This window comes from Acholeplasma sp. ORD1043 (assembly GCF_057808485.1).
Genome location: NZ_JAQLOJ010000004.1, coordinates 36,159 through 61,843 on the forward strand (window position 1 = coordinate 36,159; position 25,685 = coordinate 61,843).

Genomic DNA, 25,685 nt, shown 5'->3' on the forward strand with positions numbered 1-25,685 from the left:
ATGATTTAATGGAAGACCAATCAATTTTAAGGGATTTAACTTCAAAACAAGATGATGAATTGATGCTTCGTCCCCAATACTTAAATCAATATATTGGACAAGATGATGTCAAAGAAATGTTATCTGTCTATATTCAGGCAGCACTAAAAAGAGAAGAATCTTTAGATCATATTCTACTTTATGGTGGACCTGGTTTAGGTAAAACAACACTGGCTCAAATTATTGCCAATGAACTAAAAGTTGATATTAAAATTACATCTGGACCTGCAATTGAAAAAACCGGTGATTTGGTTGCTATTTTATCTGCACTAAAACCAGGAGATGTTTTATTTATCGATGAAATTCATAGAATGCCTCGATTTGTTGAAGAGGTTTTATATAGTGCAATGGAAGATTATGTTGTTGACATTGTACTTGATAAAGATTCAAGTTCAAGAAGTATTAGAGTCAATTTACCACCATTTACATTAGTAGGAGCAACCACCAGATTTGGTGATTTATCACATCCACTACGTGAAAGATTTGGTGCAGTTATGAGACTTTCATACTACACTCAAGAAGAAATTGCTAAAATTGTTAGAAGAACAGCTAAAGTTTATAATAATGAAATTGAAGAAGAAGCTGTATTAGAATTAGCAAAAAGAAGCCGTGGTACACCACGTATTGCCAACCGTTTATTTAGACGTGTTCGTGATTTTGCTGAAATTCTATCCGACTCAATTGTGACATATGATATTACAAATCTAGCATTATCTAAATTAGGTATTGACCATCGTGGTCTTGACCAAGGTGATTACATGTATCTAAGAGGTATTGTTGAAAGATTTAATGGCGGTCCAGTTGGACTTGAGTCCTTGGCATCTACAATTGGGGAAGAGCCAGGGACAATTGAAGACGTTTATGAACCATTCTTGCTTCAAGAAGGTTATATCAAACGTACACCTAGGGGTAGGGTTGCAACCGAGCTTGCATATAATGTACTCGGTAAAAAATACTACAAAGGCATACTCGACACATGAAAATAGATTTATTTGATTTTAATCTTCCAAAAGAATTAATTGCACAACACCCATTAGAAAAAAGAGATCATTCAAGACTGTTTGTTATTGATAGGAAATCTGGTGAAAGAAAACATCACCATTTTTATGATATTGTAGATGAGCTTAATGAAAATGATGTGTTAGTAATGAATAACACAAAGGTCATTCCTGCACGTTTAATTGGTCATAAAACAGATACCAATGCTGTAATAGAAGTCTTACTTCTAAAAGAAATTAAACCAAGTGTTTGGGAAGCACTAACAAAACCTGCAAAAAGAGTTAAAGTTGGCACTGTTATCTCATTTGGAAATGGACTTTTAGAGTTAACTTGTTTAGAAGAAAAAGAAGAAGGTATTAGAGTATACCAATCTAAATTTGAAGGTATATTTTTAGAAGTTTTAGACAAACTTGGTACGATGCCACTACCACCTTATATCACAGAACAACTTGCTGATCAAAATCGATATCAAACAGTTTATGCAGATATTCCAGGTAGTGCCGCAGCACCAACTGCTGGACTTCATTTTACTAAAGATTTATTAGAAAAAATTAAAGCTAAAGGTGTAGAAATCATTGAGATTACACTACATGTTGGTCTAGGTACATTTAGACCTGTTCAAGTAGATGATATCAATGCTCATCATATGCATTATGAAGATTATGAAATATCTAGTGAAGCATGTGAAAAGTTAAATAAAGCAGTAGAAAATAAAAAGCGAATCATTGCAGTTGGTACCACAACGGTTCGCACATTAGAATCTAATTTTGATGGAAAGTTCCATCAAGGTCATTTCACAACCAATATCTTCATTTATCCTGGTTATGAATTCAAGGTTGTTAAGTCAATTATAACTAACTTCCATTTACCAAAATCAACTTTAATTATGTTGGTTTCAGCGTTTTATAATAGAGAACAAATCATCGATATTTACGAAGAAGCAATTAGAGAAAAATACAGATTCTTCTCATTTGGTGATTCAATGTTTCTTAAATAAAATTTAAGATAATAGCAAAACTTCCCATGATTAGTGTATAGATTGAGAAGTAAATTAAACTCTTAACTGTAACAAATTTCTTAAGTGTTCTAATTGTTAATAATGAGAAAACAAAACTAAAGATAAAAGCAAGAATGAATCCAGGGATGTCAATGACACCTGGATTTTTTAATGCATCTATGATACCTAAAGCGGAAACAGGAATTGAGATTAGAATGTAGGATAAGAATGAGAATTTTAAGACATATTGAAGTCTAACTCTTTGACTTAATCCACCTACCATTGTAATACCTGATCGTGATAAACCAGGGAATACTGCAAAGGCTTGGAATAAACCAATCATCGCTGCATTTTTGAAAGTTAATTCTTCAGTGAATTCGACATTTCTAAACATGAACACAGTGAATAATAATAATGATGTAACAATTAATGAGATACCAACAGAAAGTAAATTTGTAGGTAGCACATCTTTAAATAATAAACCCATGATACCTAAAGGTATAACAGCGATACATAACTTTAAAGCATAGTAGAAACTTGATCTTGTTTCTCTGTTATTTCTTGTTAAGGGATTGAAAACAAAACTCCAAGTATCAGAAACTAAAGATTTGATATCTTTAAAATAGAATACAACCAGTGCTAGGAATGACCCCATATTGGTAATCATTAAGAATAAGGTAAGTTCGTTTTCTAAATCTTGTCCTCCCATGAAAAGTTTAGAAAAGATTACCAAGTGGCCGGAAGAAGATACCGGAAAGATTTCAGTAATTCCTTGAATGATTCCTAAGATTATGTATTTTAGTAATTCGATAAAATATTCCATGTTAGTTTTCCTTTAACCATTTGATAGCCTCATTATAACATAATGGGGTAGTTAAAGCATTGTAATTTGAGGTGAAAACACATATAATAAATACAAAGGGATGTGATGCCATGACAGACGGACAAATAATAACATTAATCATTGCTATTGTCGTAGCAATAAGTGGATTCGGATTTATTTTTCTATTTATCAGAAAATCCAAGCAAAAAACGGCAGCTCAACCATCCATTGAAGTGAAAACTTTACTAGAAGCTTTAGGTGGAAAAGAGAATATTCTTGCAACCGCGCTTGATAACAAGCGACTAAAGCTTACACTAGCTAATCCTAAACTAGTTTCTCAAACCCTACTTAAGTCGATGGGTATTGCAGGATTTTTAACTGGTAAGGAATTAAAGTTACTCATTAAGGATAATCCCTTAAATGTTAAAACAAAACTCGATCAACTTATAAGTGAGGTATCTAAATGAAACAAAAGTTTAGAATCGTATCAGAATATGGTCTTCATGCTAGACCTGCGACAAGACTAGTTAATCAAGCGATGTCTTTTGAATCAGAAGTTAGCTTAACAGCATTCAACCGTACTGTAAACTTAAAAAGTATTATGGGTGTTATGAGTTTAGGTATTTACCATGGTGAAATCATTGAGATTTCAGCAGAAGGTGCAGACGAAAAACAAGCTGTTGCTAGCCTTGCAGACTTTATGGTTACTGAAGGGTTAGGCGAAATCGTAGAATGATAAAGAAGATACTGCAAGGGTCTCTTGTCGGTATTGGATCTATTTTACCTGGAGTTAGTGGTGGCATGATTGCTGCCGCTTTCAATATATACAGCAAGTTAATTGATGCACTTGACAGGTTGACAAAAGAACCCATCAAAGCTGTTTTATCGATTTGGGAGTACCTAGTTGGCATTGCTTTAGGTATTTTAGTAGGCTTTGTAACAATTGCCTATATATTTTATTTGATTCCAATCCCATTAACCCTCCTATTTATTGGTTTAATATTAGGTGGCATTTCAGAAATTTACTATTTAGCAAAAACAGATAAAATAAGTGTTAAATCAATATTGATCGTGGCAATTACTGCTATTATCATGATTTCATTAACATTTATCCTTCCATTGTTTAAAGTTGAAGATGTTTCTAACACAAGTCTTTTTCTATGGATATTAGTCGGTATCCTTTTATCAGTTTCACTTATTGTTCCGGGGTTATCAGGAACGATGTTACTATTGATGATTGGATATTATGGACCATTATTGATCATGGGTAAATCGTTAATTGAAGCTGTGATATCAATTGACTTTGAATTGTTTTTTACACACTTTTGGAATTTAGTCTTTGTTGGCATTGGGTTAATCTTTGCCTTCATCGTACTATCCAAATTATTAAACTGGATATTAAGAAAATATCCAAAGGCGTTTTATCAAATTATTTTAGGTATAATCATTGCAGCACCAGTTAATATTATCGCTTCACTTTATGAAGATTTAAAAACTTCAGATCAACCTGTTGATATCTTCAACTATTCTGAACAATGGTATATGTGGTTAATTGGATTAATTCTAATCCCGGTTGGATTTTATTTAGCAAGTTTATTCGGTAAGGACAAAAATGAGACAAAAGAAAATTAAAGATGCAACAATTGAAAATTTAATGAATTTAGGAGTACTTGTAGCACCAAAAGTCATTGAAGTAGAAAAAGACCAACAAGTAATGATGGAGATTGGTTCTGGCAAGGGACAATTTATTTCAAACCTTGCAAAAGACTATCCAGATACGCTTTTTATCGCTGTTGAAAAAGATAAGAATGCGTGTTACCGTTTAGCTCAGAAAAAAGATATTATGGAACTTAATAATTTAATCGTAATCCTAGATGATGCTCAAAACTTATTAGAGTACATGGGTGAAACAAGAGCGGATGTTGTTCAATTGAATTTTTCAGATCCATGGCCAAAAGCAAAACTTCATAAAAGAAGATTAACCTATCCTACTAAGATTAAACTTTATCAAAGTTTCTTAAAAGAAAGTGGTAAAATTATATTCAGAACCGACCATGTTGATTTCTTTAACGATTCATTCAGTTATTTTGCAGATGCTAATTGGGAAATAAAGGAATGTAATTGGAACTTAGAACCTTCAAAATATATGACTGAATATGAAGAAAAGAAACGTCAATTAGGTCCAATCTATCAATTGGTGGCAGTAATAAAACATGACTAATCATTATAAAGAACTCATGTTAATACCTGGAATTTCATCACATGAAAAACGTGTAAGAGAATATATGTTAAATGTGATGAAACAATATCCAGACTATGAAATCATTCAAGATAAACTTGGTAGTGTTTTTGCATATAAAAAATCAAAAAATGAAAATGCACCAACCGTTTTAGTTGCTGGTCATATGGATGAAGTTGGACTCATGGTTAAAGAAATTACCAATGATGGTTCAATCAAACTTTTAGGTATTGGTGGCTTAGCTGGTGAGGTTTTCATTTCACAAATTTTATATGTCTATACGAAAGATGGAAAGAAAATACCTGGCATCGTTGGTGCGGTTCCACCACATTTAAAAGTAGCAAATCAAATTAGCATTGAATCTTTAACATTAGATATAGGTGCAACAACTAAACAAGAGGTTTTAGACTTAGGCATTTCATTAGGTGATATGGTTTTATTTGATACACCTTATATCGAGACATTTAATGGTAAAAGATGGATTGCTAAAGCAATTGATAACCGTTACGGTTGTGGACTTGCGTTAGAAGCAATCGAATACTTTAGTGGCAAATCATTTGATTTCAATATCGCAATTGGTGCCACAGTTCAAGAAGAAGTTGGCCTTCGCGGAGCTGAAACAATTACGAATTTATTTAAACCATCAATGTTTATTGCACTTGATGCTTCACCGTTAAATGATATCAATGATAAAACAGCAGTTGGAAAACTTGGTGATGGATTCTTACTTAGAGTATATGATCCAAAAAACATTATGTTATTCCCACTTAAAAATTATTTTGAAGAATTAGCTAAGAAACACGGTATTAAATATCAAGCATACTTCTCATTGGGGGGTACCGATGCAGCTAAGGCAATTGATATGCATGAAGGTGTGATTGCAACAACAATTGGTCTGCCTGCAAGATATATTCATGCATCTGTCGCAATGGCTGATTACTTTGATTTAGATCAAGCAAGACAAATGTTATTTAGACTTTTAGAGGATTTAGATAGTAATAAAATAAAGGGACTAAAGGAGCTAATGTAAATGAAGACATACACCTTAAATAACGGTGTAAAAATGCCAGCTTTCGGACTTGGTACATTTAGAGTCGAAGCGGGAGAGTCAACATACGAAACAGTATTGAATGCACTTAAGATTGGCTATCGTCACATTGATACTGCAATGATGTATCAAAATGAAGAAGATGTTGGACGTGCAATTAGAGAATCAGGCATCCCTAGAGAAGAAATTTTTGTGACAACTAAAGTTGTTAAACAATATAATGGTAATGAAGAGAAAATCAAAGCCGATATTGATGGCTCATTAAATCGTCTAAATATTGGTTATGTTGATTTACTTTTAATGCATTGGCCAAACCAAAAATATGAGATAAATAGTGTGGTTTGGAAAATTTTTGAAACATACTATCAAGCAGGAAAATTTCGTGCAATCGGTGTTTCAAATTTCCAAAAACATCATTTAATTGAACTCTTAAAAACAGCTAAAATCAAACCAACAGTTAATCAAATTGAATGTCATCCATTATTAACTCAAAATGCAATGTTAGAGTTTTTAAAAGAACATAACATCCAAATGACATCTTATGGTCCGTTTGGTAAAGGCAGAGTCTTTGAATCACCTACTTTTGATATCTTAAAAGAGATTGCTGATAAATACAAAGCGACTGTTGCACAAGTGATTGTTGCATGGGGATTAAAACGTGATATCGTGATGATTCCAAAGAGTGTTCATGTTGAACGTTTAAAGGAAAACTTTGATGGTCAATTTGTTGATTTAAGCAGCGAAGATGTTGAAAGAATCACAAAACTAAATCGCGCACAAAGAGTTTATTCAGATCCAGATAACAACAATTTTACAGAATAAAATTACGCTTAAAGATAATCAATTCTATTTGAATGATTATCTTTTTTATTGTATAATAGACATATATTAAACAGATGAGGATAGTCCATGGCACAGAAGAATTATGATGAAAAATCCATCCAGATACTAGAAGGACTAGAGGCAGTTAGAAAACGTCCAGGTATGTATATTGGTTCAACCGATCACAGAGGGTTGCACCATTTAGTCTGGGAAATCGTTGATAACGCAATGGATGAGGTTTTAGCAGGCTTTGGTAACGAAATCACCGTTACAATTAAAGCTGATAACTCAATTGAAGTTATTGACAACGGACGTGGTATGCCTTATAAAATGCATGAATCAGGTGTACCAACAACTCAAGTCATTTTTACAGTTTTACATGCTGGTGGTAAATTCGGTACTGAAGGTGGATATAAAGTAGCAGGGGGCTTACACGGGGTAGGTTCTTCTGTTGTTAATGCTTTATCAACAGCACTTGAAGTTACAGTGTATAAAGATGGTGGCATTTTTAGACAACGTTACGAAAACGGCGGTAAAAAAATCTTACCTTTAGAAAAAATTGGTGAATCAAAAAGAACAGGAACAACTGTTTGGTTTAAGCCAGATCCACAAATTTTTTCAACAACTTTATACAATTATGACACCATTAAAGAACGCTTAAGAGAATCAGCATTTTTAATTAAAGGATTAAAGATTACTTTAGTCGATCAAAGAAAAAATATCAAAGAAACCTTCAAATATGATGAGGGGGTTAAAGCTTATGTTGAACTGTTAAATCAATCACGTAATCCGATTCATCCAGTTAAAGCAGTTGAAGGTGTTTTTAAAGCGTCCAAAAATGCTGAAATTGAAGTTGAAGTGGCACTTCAATATACTGACAGTTATCAAGAAGATATCATTTCGTTTGTTAACAACGTAAGAACCAAAGATGGTGGTACACATGAAGTTGGTTTTAAAACTGCATTGACCAAAGTAGTTAATGATTATGCGCGAAAATACGGCTTACTAAAAGAAAAAGATGATAATTTAGATGGCGTTGATATCAGAGAAGGTATGACTTCAATTATCTCATTAAGAGTACCTGAAAACATCTTAGAATTTGAAGGACAAACCAAAGGTAAACTTGGAACTCCTGATGCTAGAAATGCAACTGAATCTGTATTCTATGAAAAGTTTAATACTTACTTAGAAGAAAACAGAGATATTGCATCAAAAATTATTGGAAAAGCAGTTGCTGCATCAAAAGCTAGAGAAGCAGCAAGAAAAGCCAGAGAAGATGCTAGAGCAGATAAAAAGAAGAGTAAAAGAGAAGTTATTTTATCAGGTAAATTAACACCTGCTCAAGGTAAGAATAAGGAAATCAATGAATTATTCTTAGTCGAAGGGGATTCTGCTGGTGGTTCTGCTAAACAAGGTAGAAACAGAGCCTTTCAAGCAATCCTTCCATTACGTGGTAAGGTTATTAATACTGAAAAAACGAATACTGAAACAATCTTAAAAAACGAAGAAATCTCAACCATCATCTACACCATTGGTGCAGATTTTGGTCCAGATTTTGATATAAAGAAGAGTAATTATAAAAAGATTATTATCATGACCGACGCCGATGATGATGGTGCCCATATTCAAGTATTGTTACTAACATTCTTCTTTAGATATATGCGTCCATTAATTGAAGATGGTAGACTTTATATTGCTCAACCACCATTATATAAACTCACAAGAAAACGCTCAAAGAAAGAAGAAGTTATTTATGCTTGGAGCGATGAAGAATTAAAGAACTTAATCCAAGATACCGAAGGTTCATATAATATTCAACGTTATAAAGGTCTAGGTGAAATGAATGCATCCCAACTATGGGAAACTACAATGAATCCAGAATCAAGAACTTTAATTCAAGTAACGATTGAAGATTTTGGTGTCTCTGATAAGCATATTTCTGTTTTAATGGGTGATCAAGTTTTACCACGTCGTGAGTGGATTGAACGTAATGTAGATTTTGAAATCACAGATGACTTTGACATTGAAGGTAAATCAAGATGAGTAAAAAAGTACTAGAACAAGTCGATAAGTTCGTCAATGAACGTGTAGAAAAAATGTTACTTGAAGACGTTGTCTCAAGTCGTTTTGCACGTTATTCAAAATACATTATTCAAGATCGTGCCTTACCTGATGCAAGAGATGGATTAAAACCTGTTCAACGTCGTATTTTATACGCGATGGGTGAAATGGGTTTAGCTTACAACAAACCTTATAAAAAGAGTGCTAGAATTGCCGGTGAAGTTATGGGGAAATACCATCCACATGGTGACTCATCAATTTATGAAGCACTTGTACGTATGTCTCAAGATTTTAAAATGAGACTACCTTTAGTTGATATGCACGGTAATAATGGTTCGATTGACGGGGATTCACCTGCAGCAATGCGTTATACTGAAGCACGTCTTTCTAAAGAAGCAGAATATCTGTTAAAAGATATTGATAAAAGAACGGTTAACTTTGTTCCTAACTTTGATGATGAAGAACAAGAACCAACAGTTTTACCTGCTAAATTCCCAAACCTTTTAGTGAATGGTGCAATGGGGATTTCAGCTGGTTATGCAACAAAAATTCCACCCCACAACTTAAGAGAAGTTATTGATGCAACGATTCATTTAATTGACAATCCAGATGCATCAATTGAAGAGGTCTTAAATTTCATTAAAGGACCTGACTTCCCAACGGGAGGTATTGTTCAAGGTAAAGATGGTATAAAACAAGCATTAACAACTGGTGCTGGTAAAGTCATTATTCGTTCTAAAACTTTTATTGAAGAAATTTCTAAGTCACAAGATAGAATCGTTGTTGCTGAAATTCCTTATGAAGTGAATAAAGCAGAACTAGTCAGAACTATTGATACACTACGTGTAAACAATAATATCGATGATATTTTAGAAGTACGTGATGAAACTGACCAAGAAGGTTTAAGAATCGCAATTGACCTTAAAAAAGGTGCAGATAGTCAATTTATTCTAAACTATCTATTTAAGAATACCGATTTACAAATTGCCTTCAACTATAACATGGTCGCAATTCTTAACCATCGACCAGTTTTAGTTGGTGCTAAAGAACTGTTATTAACTTATATCGACCACCAAAAAGAAGTTATCACCAACCGCTCTAATTACGAATTAGAACGTGCTCAAAAAAGATATCATATCGTTGATGGTTTAATCAAGATGGTATCTGTGGTTGATGAAGTAATTAAGACCATTCGCGAATCATCAAATAAAGCAGATGCTAAAGTAAAAATCCAAAATAAATTTGGTTTTACTGAACTACAAGCAGAAGCGATAGTTATGTTACAACTTTATCGTTTATCAACAACTGATATTCAAGCACTACGCGATGAACAAGCAACTCTATTAAAAGAAATGGATAAATTAAACCAAATTCTTTCTAATGAAAAAATCTTAATGAAGACAATTAAGAATGAGTTACTTGAAGTACACGCTATCTTAGGTAATGATCGAAAATCAGTCATTGAAGATGAGATTGAAGCAATTAAGATTGATCACCGTGAATTAATTACTGAAGAAAAAACAATCGTTGGTATTACTAAAGATGGTTATGTAAAACGAGCATCACTACGTAGTTATCAAGCAACTTCAGAACCAGGCTTAAAAGAAAATGATGCATTTATTTTTGAAAAAGAAGTCAACACATTAGACACTTTATTAATCTTCACAAACTTAGGACAATATATTTTCCTACCTGTTTATAAGATTGATGAACAAAAATGGAAAGACCTAGGGGTTTATATTAATAACATTGTTCCAATAGAAAAAACTGAAGTATTAATCAAAGTACTTGTCATTTCAAACTTTAAACAAGATGAAAAAGTTTTAATAGCAACACGTCAAGGACAAATGAAACAAGTTAACCTTTCTGAATTTGAAGTGACACGTTATAACAAACCACTTCGTGCAATGAAACTAGCTGATGGTGACTTTGTACAATCCGTTGACATGGGTCAAAAGGATCAAATAATTGCCATGAGTGAAAAAGGTTATGGACTTCGATTTGATACGGATGAATTACCATTATATGGACTTCAAGCAGGTGGTGTGAAATCAATGACTTTAGGTGATGATGACACATTAGCATGTGCATTCTATGCTAGAAGCAATGATGATTTCTATTTCTTAACATCTCGTGGACATATTATCAAAGACACAGTTCAAGAACTACCTAAATATGCAAGAGGACGCCGTGGTGTCATCATCTTAGAAAGATTAAAAGCATTACCACATCTAGTTGTTGCTGGTTCAAGACTTTCTAAAGCACAAGTTAAAGAAGATGTAAAAGTTAGAATTGTTGGTAATAAAGAAGCAGTCTACATTCCATTATCTGAAATTAAATACTCACCAAATAAATTTGGTAAAAAGATGATTGATGATGGTTATTTCTTGGAAATCGATAAATCTTCTTATGAAGAAGAAATTATCGTCGTTGAAAAGAAGAAAGAAACTAAGAAACAAGAACAAGAAGCAAAAGTCGTCGAAGAGGCGATTATGACAAAAAGCAAACAACAAATCCGTCTGTCGAGATTAGATCTATTCGATGAAGATGAATAAAGGAGATAAAGTATGAAATTAAACATAAATGCAAATTCTTATGAGTTTGCAGGAAAGATGACTTTAGAAGCAATTGCTAATGAAATTGGTCATAAAGGGGCAGTATGTGCGGCAGTAAATGGTCGTATTCGTGAGTTAACATACATATTGAATGAAGATGCGGACGTTGAGTTCTTAGGTCTTGATACACATGATGGTATGCGTATTTATGAAGCATCATTACGTTATGTATTTGCTATGGCAATATATAGAATTAATCCATCATTAAAGATTAGATTCTCATACTCAGTATCACGTTCAATTTTAGCAACTGTTGATAATGCAGAATTAACAGTTGAATTATATGAAAAAATTGTTTCAGTTGTTAAAGAAATCGTTAAAGAATCATTACAAATTAAACGTTTATCTGTTTCTAAAGCTGAGGCAATTAAAATCTATTCAAATTATGGCTATTTAGATAAAATTGAAACATTAAAACTTCGTCAAGAAGATAATGTTAATCTTTATCAAGCTGGCAACTATGTTAACTACATGTTCTCATATATGTTACCTAACACAAGTTACTTACAAGTTTTTGATACAAAATTCTATAATCCAGGATTCTTAATCTTCTACCCAAGAGCAGAATTAAAAGGCATGTTACCTGAGTTTGTTGATCAAAGAACATTTGGTAAAACTTTAAAAGAAGCTTACAAATGGGGTAAAATCATCGGTGGTGACACAATTGCTAATATCAACAAACATGTCGAAACAAGAGATGCTGAGGTTGATTTTGTGAACCTTTGTGAAACAAAACATAATGATCAATTAGCAGAACTTGGTAATATGATTGCTGCAGCAGCAGAAGATATTAAGTTAATTGCAGTTGCTGGTCCTTCATCATCTGGTAAAACTACTTTTACCAATAGATTACGTATTGAATTAATGGCAAAAGGTATCAAGCCAAAGATGATTTCAATGGATGATTATTATAAGCCAAAACATGAAGCACCAAAAGATGCTGATGGTAAACCAGATTTAGAACACGTTGAAGCGTTAGATGTTGAGCGTTTCAACCATGATATGGCAGCACTTGTACAAGGTAAAGAAGTTTCACTTCCTCACTTTGATTTCAAACTTGGAAAACGTGTTGAAGGTCCAAAAATTAAACTAGAAAAGAATTCTCCAATCTTAATTGAAGGTATTCATGCTTTAAACGATAGATTAACCACTTTAATTCCTTCTCACCAAAAATTCAAGATTTTCATTGCACCACAAACTCAAATCCATATTGATGACCACAACCCAATCTCTTTAACAGACTTACGTTTATTAAGAAGGATGGTTCGTGACCAAAAATATAGATCAACGCCGGTTAATATGACCATTGATATGTGGCCATCTGTCCGTCGTGGTGAATTCCGTTGGATTTATCCAAACCAAGAAGGCGTTAACTATGTCTTCAACTCAGAATTATCATATGAGTTATTAGTACTTAAAAAATATGCAATTCCGCACTTACAACAAATCGAACGCACTGATAAAAACTTCGTAACCGCCAACCGTCTAGTTAAATTCTTAAAATACTTTAAAGATATTGATGAGAAGTTAATCCCATCAAATTCACTACTACTTGAGTTCATCGGTGGTTCTCCATTCCACGATTAAAAGGTTAATTAATGAAAGCTTTATCTAATATGTCCCGTCTTTTAGTTTCAACAGAAACATTACTGTTGTTACTGAAGGTTTATGAAGCAAAGGGTAAATCATTTTACTATGATGAACTCTTTGAAAGAGATAGTGATGTCTTCTTAAGGAAAACTATTGAAAAGAATATTTACTTTTTTGGTAAAATCTTAGATTTAGGTTTAACTGATGCTAGACTTAAACTTCTTTCAAAAAAGAAGTTAGTCGCTAAGAATAAGAAAGAAACATTCCTCTTAAATATCAAGGGTGCATTAACAGCTATTCAAAAGAACCCACAAGATTTCGAGTTACTACCGAATGAGTTTGATAATCTTGCAAAAGCATTATCAAAAAATTATGAACCCATTAAATTTGAAAGTAAAGAGAAAAAAACAGATGGAACCTTATTTACCTCAACCAAGGCACAAGGTAAAAAAGAAGACTTAGAAGCGATTATCAGTGAGTATAACAAGCAAAACAAAACGAAGTCATATGAATTAACCCAATTAATTTCAAATTTCTATATTGACTTTGTTAACGCAAATCTCTTTACCATGCATAATGATGTTGTTGCGTATATGGGTTTATATGCATTTCTAATTAGAGACTTTTCAGTCTTTAAATATGTTTCATTCTTCGAATATTTTTATAAAAACTTTGGTCAATATCAAATGGCATTAGCCCAAGCAAATTATGCTTATCAATCGGGCTTTCCAAACACAGATTTGTTAAATCGATTAATCATTGATATTTTAGATCAAGCATATGAAGAAGTTAATGATTTCTCAAGAGAATATAGTTTTGAGAAAAAGTTAAACAAAAGTGATAACATTGAAGCAACCATTAGAAATGGTAAAGAAATATTTTCAAAAGAAGACATTAGAGCTGTGCATCCAACTGTCTCAGAAATCACCATTGACCGTACCTTAAAAAGACTTAAGGATGAAGGGCTAATTCAACCACTTGGTAAAGGTAGAACATCTAAGTGGCAAAAGATTCCAGAAGACAGACGTAAAGGTGGTAGACAACTTGACATCTTCCAATTCACAGATTAAAAAAATCTTAATTACTGGAGCAACAAATGGTATTGGTAAAGAAGTAGCGAGGCTACTTGCAGAAAAGAAAACCTACCATTTGATTATTGTTGCTAGAAATGAACAACTCATCAAGGATTCCATTGATGAGTTTCGTCTTGTTAATGACAAGTTAAAGGTTGATTATTATCTAGCTGACTTTTTAAAACTTGATGAAGTCAAGAAAGTATCTAAGAAGATATTAAAGGATCATCCTGTCATTGATTATCTATTTCAAAATGCAGCGATGGTTCCAAGTAAAAAGGCAGATAATCAAGGGGATTTAAATAAAGCGATCATCGTAAACTTTTTATCACCTCTAATCCTTTTTGAAACATTATTGTCTGCTTTATATAAGTCTAATGAAAAAACTGTGATTCATACGACTTCAATGTCAGCTGCAACAAGTTTCGAAATGAGTGATTTAGAGAAGATGGATACCTATGGAAGAATTAAGGCCTATGGTATCACTAAGATGATGAGTAACATGAGTTACTATTATTACTATAGTAAAGATCACTCAATTACATATAAATTAATTGATCCATTTATAGTTTATACCAACACAACAAAAGGTATGATGCCAGAATGGGCAAAATGGGCATCACCATTAATAAAACTCATTTCATATGAGCCAAAGACGATTGCCAAACAAATTTTAAAAACAATTGAATTAGGTAAGAATAATAACATTACCTTATATAAAAATGCTAAAGAACATCGCCACGCTGATATCTATAAAAATGTAAAACTGCAAAAAGAGATTATGCAATATGCATATCAAATCATAGGAGATAAGTAGATATGAAAATAGGTTTTACAGCAGATTCATCCTCAGGTTTGAAATATGCACCATTTAAAACTAAGGCTTTAATTACTAAGACAACAATACATTTTGGTAATGAAGAATTAGTTGATGGTGTCGATATCACCACTGATGAATTTTATGAAAAATTAGAAAAAACAGATATTATACCAACAACCTCTGCACCGCTTTTAGGTGAAGTTTTAACACAAGTTGAAACACTTAAAGAAATGGGATACACAGATGTCATTCATTTTCCGATTTCAACTAACCTATCCGCTTATGGTAAAAACTTAAAAGAGCTCATTGACCCACATATTGAAGGTATTCATTTTCATGTATGTGATACATATTCTGCAACTTTGATGCAAGGATATTTAGTCAAGATTGCAGAACATTTAGCTGATTTAGGTAAAAATGTTTTAGAAATCAAAGAGATCATTGGTAAAATAAGAACTCAAATGAATGCCTATTTTATTGTAGATGATTTAAGATACTTGATTAAAAATGGTAGACTTTCATCATTTTCTGGTACGATTGGTATTCTTGCTAAAGTAAAACCTATCTTAACGCTTAACAGCGAAGGTAGAATTACTACAAAAGAAAAAATCAGAACCCATCAAAAAGCAGTTAGTAGAATGTTTGAACTCATTGTCGATGAAACTAAAGATGTAAAAAATGCAGACTTTATTGTACTTCATACTGGAAGGCTTGAAGATGCGATTAAATTAAGTCAAAAAATTAAAGAAGAAATTTCATGTGCGAATAATGTGTTGGTTTCAACAATTACACCAACAGTAGGTGCACACATTGGATCAAAAATTTTAGGTGTAGGGTATATTATTAAAGATGGCTTTGAAGACGTTTTTAAATCATTTGAATTACTTTAAAATGATTAAAGAAGAACTGAATAAAAATGACACTGATGTATACTTTACGGTATCTTTATTGATGAATTATTTAAATGACAATCATTTATTAGAGAAAAATTACATTTCTAAAATGAAAAGATTTGTTGAATTAGAATCAAATAAACATTTAATTGATGATGCAGATTATGAAGATTTAATCTTGGGATTAACAGTAATTTATAGAACTGATTATATGTCTTCTGATAATAGTACATATCTTATGTATTATAAAAACGGTATGATTCCTAAATTATTAGATAAATTAATTGTAAAAATCGAAGAAGTTTTATAGAATGAATCTATATGAAAGGAAATTAAAAATATGTTCCAATACAACTGGCAGAAAAGAATTGTCGCTGCTTCACCAATGATTTCACTATTCGCTTTCTTAATGCTTGGATTTATTACCGACGCTTGGGTTCCATCGGCAGCAGTCTTTTTATTAATTCCATTATCTCCATTTATTGTCGGCTTAAAACAAATAAAGATTAGTTTTTCTGTAATCATTATTGCTGTATATTTAGTTCTTGGGTTTGTATTCGATTGGTGGCATCCAGGGTGGGTGTTATTCTTATTAATCCCAATCTATTACACATTATTTGGACCTGGAATCTTTGAACAAATTAAAAAGAACAAAAAGAAGCAAAAAGATTATATTGACGCTGAATAATTAAAATCAAATACACTCATCAGGAGTGTATTTTTTTATTAAAATGATTAAGGAAACCTTTCCATAACTGTTTATAGTTCAATTCATTATGAATATAAGCGCTTACATATTATAATATGTATGTTAAAATTGTTCAGGGGGAATAAGAATGAACAAAATATTATCACTTATAACGATGATGGTTTTTGTAATGATTTTAGTTTCATGTACATCATCATCTTTAGAAGACTTCACAGTCTATTTTTATCATCCTGGTGATGCACCTGCGGTTTTGAAAGTCGATCAGGATAATGAAATAACAATGTCTTCACATGATCGTGAAGGTTGGTATTATGCAACTTTTAAAGTTGAATCGATAGATAACTTAGATTTGAGCTTAGAATTTGCAGTCGGTTTAGAAAAAGTTCAATTTGAACTTATTACAAAGACTGCCATTTACTTTAGTTTAAATGGACAATTCACATCATTTGAAGAAGCAGAAGCTTCCGGATTAGATGATGCTAAAACAAGAGTTTATTTCTTAAATACAAATGGTTGGATGCAAGTATATGCTTATGTATTTTATGGTGAACCAACCAGTGAGGCTATGGGTTCATGGCCAGGTACAGCGGCAGTTATTGATGTTGATGACTTAGGAAGTGGCTGGTACTATATTGATGTAGAATTAGATGTTAATAGTGATCAATTTACTATCATCTTTAATGATGGTACTGGTGGCGAAGGTCGTCAAACAGAGGATATCTTTATTGATTCAAGATTCGCATTATATGTGACAATGAATGCTCAAGGTAGTCCTTATAATAATAAAGAAGATGCAGAAGCAAGTGTTGGAAATCCGAATGAACCAGAAGGTTCAACAGATGTGTATTTCTTTAACTCGGATAATTGGGAAACAGTTTATGTATGGGCATGGCGAGAAACAACTAATGCATATCCAACATGGCCAGGTATGTTAGCAACTCCAGTTTCAGGTAAACCTGGTTGGTATGTTGCGACTGTACCATTTGATGTCTTAAGAGGTGAGTTTGGGTTATTATTTAATAATGGATTAAGTGAGAGTAATGAAAAAAAGACCCCAGATGTTACAGTGACAACGACACTCAAATATGTGTCACTTGCAGGTATTTATGGTTCATATAGTGCTGCTGAGGCATCTCTTGAAACGTTAGTTCCACAAGATGTCATGGTTTATTACTTTAACGCTAAATCCAATTGGGCTAAGGTACATGTTTATACATTTAGTCCAGAGTTATTTGGTACATGGCCAGGAACTGAAATGACATATGAAAGTAATGGTTGGTATCAAATTTTATTAGAAGATGTGATCTTACCGGTGAATATTATCTTTAATAATGGTAGTGGTGGTGAATCTAACCAGACTGCTAACTTACAAGTGACAAATGATACAAATGTTTATTTCTTTGATGGTACTTGGTATGCATCAAAAGAAGATGCACATACAGCAAATGGTGGAGCAGTAATTGATCCACTACCTGAAGAACCAGTTCTACCTACAACGGTATACTTCTATAATTCAAACAATTGGACAGATGTTTATGCATGGGCTTGGAATGCGGGTGGCAATGCATTTGAAACATGGCCAGGAATTAAAGCACAAGTTATAGAAGGTAAGGATTCATGGTTTATGGTTAAAGTACCATTTGAAGGTGAATTTGGAATTCTCTTCAGTAATGGTTTATCAAATGCTGATGAGAGAAAAACAGATGACTTAATCGTTACAGAAGAAAATGTTTATGCATCACTCGCAGGTATTTATAGTTCATTTGATGCGGCTGAGGAAGCAGTTTTCGAGCTTGAACCTGAGGTAGAAGTTGATGTTGAAATATGGTTTCTAAATTCTAAACAAAAATGGGAAACTTTAAAGGTTTTTACATTTAGTCCAGAAATCGTCGGTGAGTATCCAGGGACGTTAATGATAGAGGAAGCAGACGATTGGTATAGTTTTAAATTTGAAAATGTTATATTACCTTTAAACATAATTTTTAATAATGGTCTTACAGGCTTTGATAACCAAACTATAGATTTAGTATTAGATAATACGGAGTATATATATTTTTATAATGGCATTTGGTATAACTCAAAAGCGTCAGCAGAAGCAGAAGCTTTATTGGATGTTGAACCAGAAGAACCACAAGACCCAGAAGATCCGCTATTAGAAAAAATTTATTTCTATAATACTTTAGACTGGGAAAATATTTATATTTGGGCTTGGCAAGAAGGTGGCAACAGTTTAGTTGGTAGTTGGCCAGGTCAAGTACTAACATCTGACTTAGAAGATGAAGGTTGGTTCTATGTTGATGTAGAATTTAATTTAGAGTTAGTACAAGGACTATTATTTAGTAATGGTGATAATCAACAAACAAGAGATTTAACAATTGAAAGTGGAGTATTCGTCACATACTTTGGTTCATTTGAAACTAAAACAGATGCAGAAGAAGCGTTAGCTACTTTTGTAAATGAAACAACATTTTATGTGTATAATTCATTATTGAATACTCCAACACTTTATATACATTATTGGTTTTTAAAGATTGATGGACAAGGACAAGAATCTATTTGGCCTGGCGTAGAAGCAACTGCTTTAGAAGGCCATGATGGATGGTTTAAAGTAATCATACCTGTCCATATTATGTACACAAGATATGGTATCAATTATATTATTCATGACAACAATACACATAACACTGGAGATCTGAATCAATCAAATCCAAATCATGTTTATTTTGATGTTAATGGCGTAGGATATGATAGTTTTGAAGCAGTACTTGCTTAATAATATGTAAGTAAAAAGGAGTTTCCAAAACGGAAACTCCTTATTTTTAAATAAACTTATGAATATCTTTAAATGATACAATTGGGTTTCTAGCAGCCTTAGCTTCATCTAATCTTCTAACAATTGTATTGTGAGGTGCTGATTTTAAATAATCTGGGTTAGAAATTGCTTCCTCTGCGATATCTTTTAGTGCTTGAATGAATTGATCTAATGTTTCTTTTGATTCAGATTCAGTAGGTTCAATCATCATGGATTGACTAAAGATTAATGGGAAGTAGATAGTTGGTGCATGCATACCAAAGTCTAAGAGACGTTTCGCAATATCAAGTGTTTTAACACCTGTAGATTGGTCTTTTAAACCATCGAATACAAACTCATGCATTGCATGTCCTTTAATTGGAAGTTCATAGAACGATTCTAGGGATGCTTTAATGTAGTTTGCATTTAAGGTAGCAAGTTTACCAATCATTGTTAAGTTTTCAATACCTAATGTTCTAATGTATACATAAGCTCTGAGGTAAACTGATGCATTACCGTAGAAAGCAGAAAGTGCACCGATTGATGTCTTAGGTTGAACAAATTTATAATCTGCTCCAACTTTTTCAACAACTGGTCCTGGTAAAAATTCTTTTAAGAATGCTTTAACTCCAACTGGACCAGAACCTGGGCCACCACCACCGTGTGGTGTTGAGAATGTTTTATGTAAGTTTAAGTGAGTGATGTCAAATCCCATATCACCTGGTCTTGATACACCAAGTAATGCATTCAAATTCGCACCATCATAGTAGACTAAACCACCAGCTTCGTGAACTAATCTTGAAATTTCAGCAATATCTTTTTCAAAGATTCCAGCAGTATTTGGATTCGTTAACATTAATCCAGCAACATTATCGGATAAAACTTCTTTTAATGCATCGATATTTACTGTTCCGTCTGGATTTGATTTGATTTCTATAACATCAAAACCAGCAACAGTAGCAGAAGCTGGGTTTGTTCCATGAGCAGAGTCTGGAACGATAATTAAATTACGGTTTGAATCATTTCTTAATTCATGATATTTTTTAATAATCATTAAACCTGCAAGTTCACCATGTGCACCAGCATATGTATTTAATGAATAAGCATCCATGCCAGTTAATTCAGATAAATATTTTGAAAGTTCAAAGTAAATTTCTAAGAAACCTTGGGATACTTTATCTGGTTGTAGAGGATGGATACTTGCAAAACCTGGAAGGGTTGCAAGGTCATCGTTTAATTTAGGGTTGTACTTCATGGTACATGATCCAAGTGGATAGAAGCCTGTTTCAATACCAAAGTTCTTTTGTGAAACGTTCGTATAGTGTCTGACAACTTCTAATTCAGAAACTTCAGGTAAATTAGCATCAACTTCACGAAGAAGTGATGAATCTAATTCGACTTTTGGGAATTCATTTTTTGGTAGATTTGATCCAACTCTACCAGGTTTTGAGATTTCAAAAATCAATGTGTCGTAGTATTTCATTTGAAATCACCTACAACTTTCACAAATTCATTAATCTCAGACATTGTTCTTTTTTCAGTTACTGCAAATAAGAATTTACCATCACCTAAATATTGTGGACCAAGATAACCTTTTTCAATTAAGAAATTATCAAATTTATCTGGATCAATTTTTGATTCTAAAACAAATTCTTTATAATGTGTTTGATTATAAACCGTTTTAAATAGACCTGTTTTTAATAATTGAGACTCTAAATAATATGCACCTTCAAGTGATAATCTTGCAAGATCTTTGAAACCTTGACGACCTAGACTCGAAAGATAAATTGCAACTGATAAAGCCATTAACGATTGGTTTGAACAAATATTTGAGTTAGCTTTTGCACGACGGATGTGTTGTTCTCTTGCTTGTAATGTTAAGACGAAAGCGCGTTTTCCATCTTGGTCTGTTGTAATACCACAAATACGACCTGGCATCTTACGAAGTAGTGGTGTTTTAGCAGCTAAGAAACCAATATAAGCACCACCAAATGATAGAGGTACACCAAGAGATTGTAAATCACCACATGCAATATCTGCACCAAGTTTACCTGGTGTATTAAATAATGCTAATGAAGAGATTTCAGTATTCATAATGAATAATGAAGAAGCATTATGAATAATATCTGCAACACCGTTTAAGTTTTCAACATTACCATAAACGTTTGGTGATTGTAAAAGTACAGCGGCAGAATCGATTGCTAAATTAGCTAGATTAGAAAAATCTGTTACACCATCTTTTTCGCTTAATTCAACAAATTCTAAATCACGGTAATGTCCATAAGTTTTAACGACTTCCATGATACGAGGATGTACAGTTTTTGAATATACAATTTTCTTTTTACCAGTTTGAGCAATTGCCATAAAGACAGCCTCAGCGGTTGCAGTTGGACCATCATACATTGATGCATTGGTTACATCCATATCAGTGATTTCACAAATGAATGATTGATATTCAAAAATGTATTGTAATGTACCTTGAGATACCTCGGGTTGATATGGTGTGTAAGATGTTAAGAATTCTTGACGTGATGTTAAAGATTTAACAATTGCTGGTGTATAAACATCATAAGCACCATAACCTCTAAAAATAGTTAAAGGTTTATTTTTAGAAGCGATGTTATTTAACAGTTTTGAAACTTCTAAATCTGATAATTGAGTCGGTACTTGATAATTTCCTTTGTATCTTAAATTCTTAGGAATTTTTGAAAACAAATCATCAAGTGAACCCACACCGATTGTATTAAGCATTACCTTGATGTCATCTTCGGTATGTGGTAGATATTTATGCATAAGTTATCCCCTTTTTATAAATTATAATGTTTGTTCGTATGCTGCTACATCCATAAGTGAATCAACTTCATTTGGATTTGTAATTTCTATTTCAATAATCCAGTTATTAAATGGATCATCGTTAACAAGTTGTGGAGATGAAACTAATGCTTCATTTACTGCAACAACTTTTCCTGATACAGGTAAATAAAGATCTGAAGCAGATTTAACAGATTCAACTGCACCAAACACTGATTCCTTTTTAAATTCTTGTCCAACTTTTGGTAAATCAAAGAAAACAATATCACCTAAATGCATTGCTGCATAAGATGAGATACCTACTTTACCTTTGTTACCTTCTACATATAGCCATTCATGGCTAGCTAAATATTTAACGTCATGTTTATTCATAATTTTAATCTCCTTAAATCTTATTTTTCTTTTCAATAAACTTTTTATTTCTTACCACTGCTGGTATCATTTTGTTTCTTATTGAAACAAATACGTTAGTTCCAATTTTAGCATATTTACCATCAATTAGAGCCATTGCGATTGGTTGATTTATAGATGGTGATAAATAACCTGTGGTTATTTTTCCGATTTCAACATCATCTTTAAAGACTGAGTATCCTTGACGTGGAACATTACGTTCTAATAGTTCAATGCCAACGGATTTTCTTATTACATTTTCTTTTGCAAGAACTAATGCACCTTTACCAACAAATTGATCTTTAGTTAAATCAACAGCAAAACTTAAACCTGCTTCATATGGATTAACTGTATCATCAATTTCATGGCCGTATAATGGCATAGCTGCTTCAAAACGTAGTGTATCGCGACAACCTAGTCCACAAGGTGTTATACCATTGTTATAGAATAAGTCCCAAAGTTCTTGAATTTGATTGTTATCACCATAAACCTCAAATCCATCTTCACCAGTGTATCCACTTCGAGAAATTAATAGGAATCCATCTTTATATTTGTAATAACCAAAGTCACCTGAATGTTCTGGTAATTCTCCTAATAGCTTTGACAATACTTCAAAACTCTTTGGACCTTGAACAGCAATTTCACCAAAATCATTTGTACGGTTTTCTACCTTCACATCAAATCCTTCAACATATTTTAAAAAATGTTTGAAGTCTTTATCAGTATTGCTTGCATTTACAACAAGCAAGACTTTATCATCTGCAAATGGATATACCATTAAGTCATCGACAATGGTTCCATTTTCATAAAGTAGAAATCCGTATTGCATCTTATTAGATACTGTGATTCTGCTTGATACAACATAGTTTGTGAATCTTAATGCATCTTTACCTTTAATTAAAATCTCACCCATATGAGAGACATCAAACATGCCAACTTCGTTTCTAACTGCATGATGTTCTAAAGGAATTGTCGTGTAGTAAAGTGGCATTAAAAATCCACCGAATTCAACGATAGTCGCACCAACCGAATTGTGTTTGTCATATAATATTGTTTTCTTAAGTTCACTCATGTGCAATATACCTCTCATTCCATTATATACGATAGTATATGATTATTCTAAAAGATTGTATTATACCGTGATAAAATAACTTAGAGGTAATGATATTGAAATACTATTTCGTCTTTTCTGATATCCATGGGAATTTAAAACCTTTAGTCGATGCACTAGAGAAAAAAGGTTTTGATTTGGAAAATCCAGATCATATTTTATTATCGTTAGGTGATAATTTTGATCGAGGAATAGAAAATAAAGATGTACTTGGCTTTTTAAGATATTTTCAAAAACAAAATAGACTCATTATGATTAGGGGTAATCATGATGATTTTCTGCTTGATTTTTTAAAAGGTGTAAGTGATGGTATCTTCAATATTAAATACAATGGACTAGGTAATACCTTAAGAGAACTTTCAGATTCTAATGTCAATACCATTGAATTAATGAGAGATTCAATTAATCAAAGATATCCTTGGTTAATTGGGTTTTTAGAAAGTATGATACCTAAGTTTGAACTAGGTAATTATGAATTCATTCATGCTGGTTACACTTTTGATAATGTGAATGGTTGGTATATTTATAACTTTGCAGAAACACCTTACTTTATTAAAAACTTTGATCCAAAAGATAAAACTTATGTTTTTGGACACTTTCATGTTCAACCATTAAACTATTACGAGCTTGGTATTGAATCTAGTGAACCATTTAGAAAAAAAGGATTTATTGGAATTGATGCTAAAACAATCATTACTAAAATAGTAAATGTTTTAGTCTTTAGCGAAGATGGCATTGAGTTAAAAGAGGGGTTATAATGATGATTGATTTTAAGAAAATATATAAGGATGAATACAATCCGAAAACAACACCAAGTATTATAAATATTGGGAAAGCTAATTTTCTTGCAGTTAGAGGGAAGGGGAACCCAAATTTAGAAGATGGTGAGTATAGTCAAGCAATAGAATTTTTGTATGGCGTGGCATATACATTAAAGATGAGCTACAAAACTTCATATATAATACCGGATTTTAAAGAATATGTTGTACCACAACTTGAAGGATTCTGGTGGATTGAGGGATTAAAAGGTGTTGACTATGATAGATATGATGAATTTCAATTTATCTCTTTGTTAAGGTTACCAGACTTTATTAAAGAAGAACATGTCTTGTGGGCAATAGATACAATAAGTAAAAAGAAGAAAAAGGATTACAGTAAGGTTAAGTTCTTTACCTATGATGAGGGACTTTGTGTGCAAATGATGCACATTGGACCATATCAAGAAGAAGTAAAATCTGTTGAGTTGATGCATGAGTTTATAATTCAAAATGGATATGCTTTAGACATATCAGATACGAGGTTTCATCATGAAATTTATATCTCAGATCCTAGAAAAACTGACAGTGTAAGTTTAAAGACGATTATAAGACATCCAATAAAAAACACTAAATTAATATAGATTTTTTTGAAATTTAGATGTAAAAAATTATATTAATGATTTTTTTTGGACCCAAACAATCAGAATTCAATAATTCATTTTAAAATTGTTATATTTTATAAAAGAATGTAAAAAATCCCATTATATGCAATATTATTTTGGGATTTTTATTATATTTTGATAAAGTTTACCAAAATTATCCATAATAGATCCTAAAATATTACTAAACCGAAACATATGTGTATAATGGACGGGTATAGCAGGAGTAAGTAAAAGTTTAAATTTAGTAAGAATAGCCTCACAAAGCCGTTCGAATTATAACTTTACTTGCAATAAGGTTTATAACTTGTTATACTTGTGAATGAAATTAAATCTTGGCAAACTTAAGGAAACTTAAGGACGCAAAGCTATAGGACCTGTAAAATGGTAGCCAGTTGCCGCTAAAAGCGTTTATACTCATATTAATGAGGCTATTT

24 protein-coding genes and 1 riboswitch are annotated in these 25,685 nt (G+C 32.4%); of the genes, 19 read left to right on the plus strand and 5 right to left on the minus strand.

Features of this window, described 5'->3' with window-relative positions; genetic code table 11:
- The first annotated feature begins 8 nt into the window (after positions 1-8).
- Entirely contained in the window at positions 9-1,019 is a 1,011-nt protein-coding gene (gene ruvB, locus PG914_RS02315; RefSeq protein ID WP_488822069.1) for a Holliday junction branch migration DNA helicase RuvB, read from the plus strand.
- Complete coding sequence (queA, locus tag PG914_RS02320; RefSeq protein ID WP_488822070.1) at positions 1,016-2,035, plus strand: tRNA preQ1(34) S-adenosylmethionine ribosyltransferase-isomerase QueA; 1,020 nt, start codon at positions 1,016-1,018, stop codon at positions 2,033-2,035. Before ruvB ends, queA begins: the two co-directional genes overlap by 4 nt.
- Here the strand turns inward: queA and PG914_RS02325 are convergent.
- Positions 2,028-2,858: an undecaprenyl-diphosphate phosphatase gene (locus PG914_RS02325; RefSeq protein WP_488822071.1), complete on the minus strand. Its 831-nt coding sequence runs from the start codon at positions 2,856-2,858 to the stop codon at positions 2,028-2,030. The two genes, queA and PG914_RS02325, sit on opposite strands and share 8 nt — an antisense overlap.
- Positions 2,859-2,968: 110 nt before the next feature.
- Between PG914_RS02325 and PG914_RS02330 the strand changes: the two genes are divergently transcribed.
- The 15 genes from PG914_RS02330 to PG914_RS02400 all read left to right on the plus strand — a co-directional run bounded on the left by PG914_RS02330 (position 2,969) and on the right by PG914_RS02400 (position 19,501).
- Positions 2,969-3,325 (plus strand): PTS sugar transporter subunit IIB, encoded by a 357-nt coding sequence (locus tag PG914_RS02330; protein WP_488822072.1) that lies wholly within the window; start codon positions 2,969-2,971, stop codon positions 3,323-3,325.
- The gene (locus tag PG914_RS02335; RefSeq protein ID WP_488822073.1) at positions 3,322-3,594 is read left to right on the plus strand and encodes an HPr family phosphocarrier protein; all 273 of its coding nucleotides are present in this window, start codon (positions 3,322-3,324) and stop codon (positions 3,592-3,594) included. Before PG914_RS02330 ends, PG914_RS02335 begins: the two co-directional genes overlap by 4 nt.
- Positions 3,591-4,490 carry an undecaprenyl phosphate translocase family protein gene (locus tag PG914_RS02340; RefSeq protein WP_488822074.1) on the plus strand — a complete coding sequence of 300 codons (900 nt, stop codon included), beginning with the start codon at positions 3,591-3,593 and terminating at the stop codon, positions 4,488-4,490. Before PG914_RS02335 ends, PG914_RS02340 begins: the two co-directional genes overlap by 4 nt.
- On the plus strand, positions 4,471-5,079 hold the full coding sequence (gene trmB / locus PG914_RS02345) for a tRNA (guanosine(46)-N7)-methyltransferase TrmB (protein WP_488822075.1): 609 nt from the start codon (positions 4,471-4,473) through the stop codon (positions 5,077-5,079). Before PG914_RS02340 ends, trmB begins: the two co-directional genes overlap by 20 nt.
- Positions 5,072-6,127 (plus strand): M42 family metallopeptidase, encoded by a 1,056-nt coding sequence (locus PG914_RS02350; RefSeq protein WP_488822076.1) that lies wholly within the window; start codon positions 5,072-5,074, stop codon positions 6,125-6,127. The genes trmB and PG914_RS02350 overlap by 8 nt, the downstream gene beginning before the upstream one ends.
- Positions 6,128-6,967: an aldo/keto reductase gene (locus PG914_RS02355; protein WP_488822077.1), complete on the plus strand. Its 840-nt coding sequence runs from the start codon at positions 6,128-6,130 to the stop codon at positions 6,965-6,967. It begins immediately after the preceding gene.
- Between the two features lie 87 nt (positions 6,968-7,054).
- Entirely contained in the window at positions 7,055-9,010 is a 1,956-nt protein-coding gene (gene parE, locus PG914_RS02360) for a DNA topoisomerase IV subunit B (protein ID WP_488822078.1), read from the plus strand.
- On the plus strand, positions 9,007-11,583 hold the full coding sequence (parC, locus tag PG914_RS02365) for a DNA topoisomerase IV subunit A (RefSeq protein ID WP_488822079.1): 2,577 nt from the start codon (positions 9,007-9,009) through the stop codon (positions 11,581-11,583). Before parE ends, parC begins: the two co-directional genes overlap by 4 nt.
- Before the next feature lie 12 nt (positions 11,584-11,595).
- Complete coding sequence (locus PG914_RS02370; protein ID WP_488822081.1) at positions 11,596-13,230, plus strand: uridine kinase family protein; 1,635 nt, start codon at positions 11,596-11,598, stop codon at positions 13,228-13,230.
- A gap of 11 nt (positions 13,231-13,241) precedes the next feature.
- Positions 13,242-14,303, plus strand: coding sequence for a hypothetical protein (locus PG914_RS02375; protein WP_488822082.1), 1,062 nt, complete (start codon positions 13,242-13,244; stop codon positions 14,301-14,303).
- A complete protein-coding gene (locus PG914_RS02380) occupies positions 14,278-15,123 on the plus strand; it encodes an SDR family NAD(P)-dependent oxidoreductase (protein ID WP_488822083.1) in 846 nt (281 codons plus the stop codon). The genes PG914_RS02375 and PG914_RS02380 overlap by 26 nt, the downstream gene beginning before the upstream one ends.
- A gap of 2 nt (positions 15,124-15,125) precedes the next feature.
- On the plus strand, positions 15,126-16,016 hold the full coding sequence (locus tag PG914_RS02385; RefSeq protein ID WP_488822084.1) for a DegV family protein: 891 nt from the start codon (positions 15,126-15,128) through the stop codon (positions 16,014-16,016).
- The gene (locus PG914_RS02390) at positions 15,982-16,329 is read left to right on the plus strand and encodes a hypothetical protein (protein ID WP_488822085.1); all 348 of its coding nucleotides are present in this window, start codon (positions 15,982-15,984) and stop codon (positions 16,327-16,329) included. The genes PG914_RS02385 and PG914_RS02390 overlap by 35 nt, the downstream gene beginning before the upstream one ends.
- Positions 16,330-16,359: 30 nt before the next feature.
- The gene (locus PG914_RS02395; protein ID WP_488822087.1) at positions 16,360-16,707 is read left to right on the plus strand and encodes a hypothetical protein; all 348 of its coding nucleotides are present in this window, start codon (positions 16,360-16,362) and stop codon (positions 16,705-16,707) included.
- Positions 16,708-16,855: 148 nt separating this feature from the next.
- Entirely contained in the window at positions 16,856-19,501 is a 2,646-nt protein-coding gene (locus PG914_RS02400; RefSeq protein ID WP_488822088.1) for a starch-binding protein, read from the plus strand.
- A 46-nt stretch (positions 19,502-19,547) separates the two neighbouring features.
- Here PG914_RS02400 and gcvPB read toward each other — a convergent pair whose 3' ends face one another.
- From gcvPB to gcvT, 4 genes are read right to left on the minus strand one after another with little or no spacing between them, the layout of a single operon-like run.
- Positions 19,548-21,002: an aminomethyl-transferring glycine dehydrogenase subunit GcvPB gene (gene gcvPB / locus PG914_RS02405; RefSeq protein WP_488822089.1), complete on the minus strand. Its 1,455-nt coding sequence runs from the start codon at positions 21,000-21,002 to the stop codon at positions 19,548-19,550.
- Positions 20,999-22,312, minus strand: a complete 1,314-nt coding sequence (gene gcvPA, locus PG914_RS02410) for an aminomethyl-transferring glycine dehydrogenase subunit GcvPA (RefSeq protein WP_488822090.1) — start codon at positions 22,310-22,312, stop codon at positions 20,999-21,001. Before gcvPA ends, gcvPB begins: the two co-directional genes overlap by 4 nt.
- 21 nt (positions 22,313-22,333) lie before the next feature.
- Positions 22,334-22,702 carry a glycine cleavage system protein GcvH gene (gcvH, locus tag PG914_RS02415; RefSeq protein WP_488822091.1) on the minus strand — a complete coding sequence of 123 codons (369 nt, stop codon included), beginning with the start codon at positions 22,700-22,702 and terminating at the stop codon, positions 22,334-22,336.
- Positions 22,703-22,715: 13 nt separating this feature from the next.
- Positions 22,716-23,792 (minus strand): glycine cleavage system aminomethyltransferase GcvT, encoded by a 1,077-nt coding sequence (gene gcvT / locus PG914_RS02420; RefSeq protein ID WP_488822092.1) that lies wholly within the window; start codon positions 23,790-23,792, stop codon positions 22,716-22,718.
- A gap of 95 nt (positions 23,793-23,887) precedes the next feature.
- Between gcvT and PG914_RS02425 the strand changes: the two genes are divergently transcribed.
- Entirely contained in the window at positions 23,888-24,589 is a 702-nt protein-coding gene (locus tag PG914_RS02425) for a metallophosphoesterase (RefSeq protein WP_488822093.1), read from the plus strand.
- Entirely contained in the window at positions 24,589-25,230 is a 642-nt protein-coding gene (locus PG914_RS02430) for a GyrI-like domain-containing protein (RefSeq protein ID WP_488822094.1), read from the plus strand. The genes PG914_RS02425 and PG914_RS02430 overlap by 1 nt, the downstream gene beginning before the upstream one ends.
- A gap of 345 nt (positions 25,231-25,575) precedes the next feature.
- Positions 25,576-25,651: riboswitch (cyclic di-GMP riboswitch) on the plus strand.
- Positions 25,652-25,685: the final 34 nt, after the last annotated feature.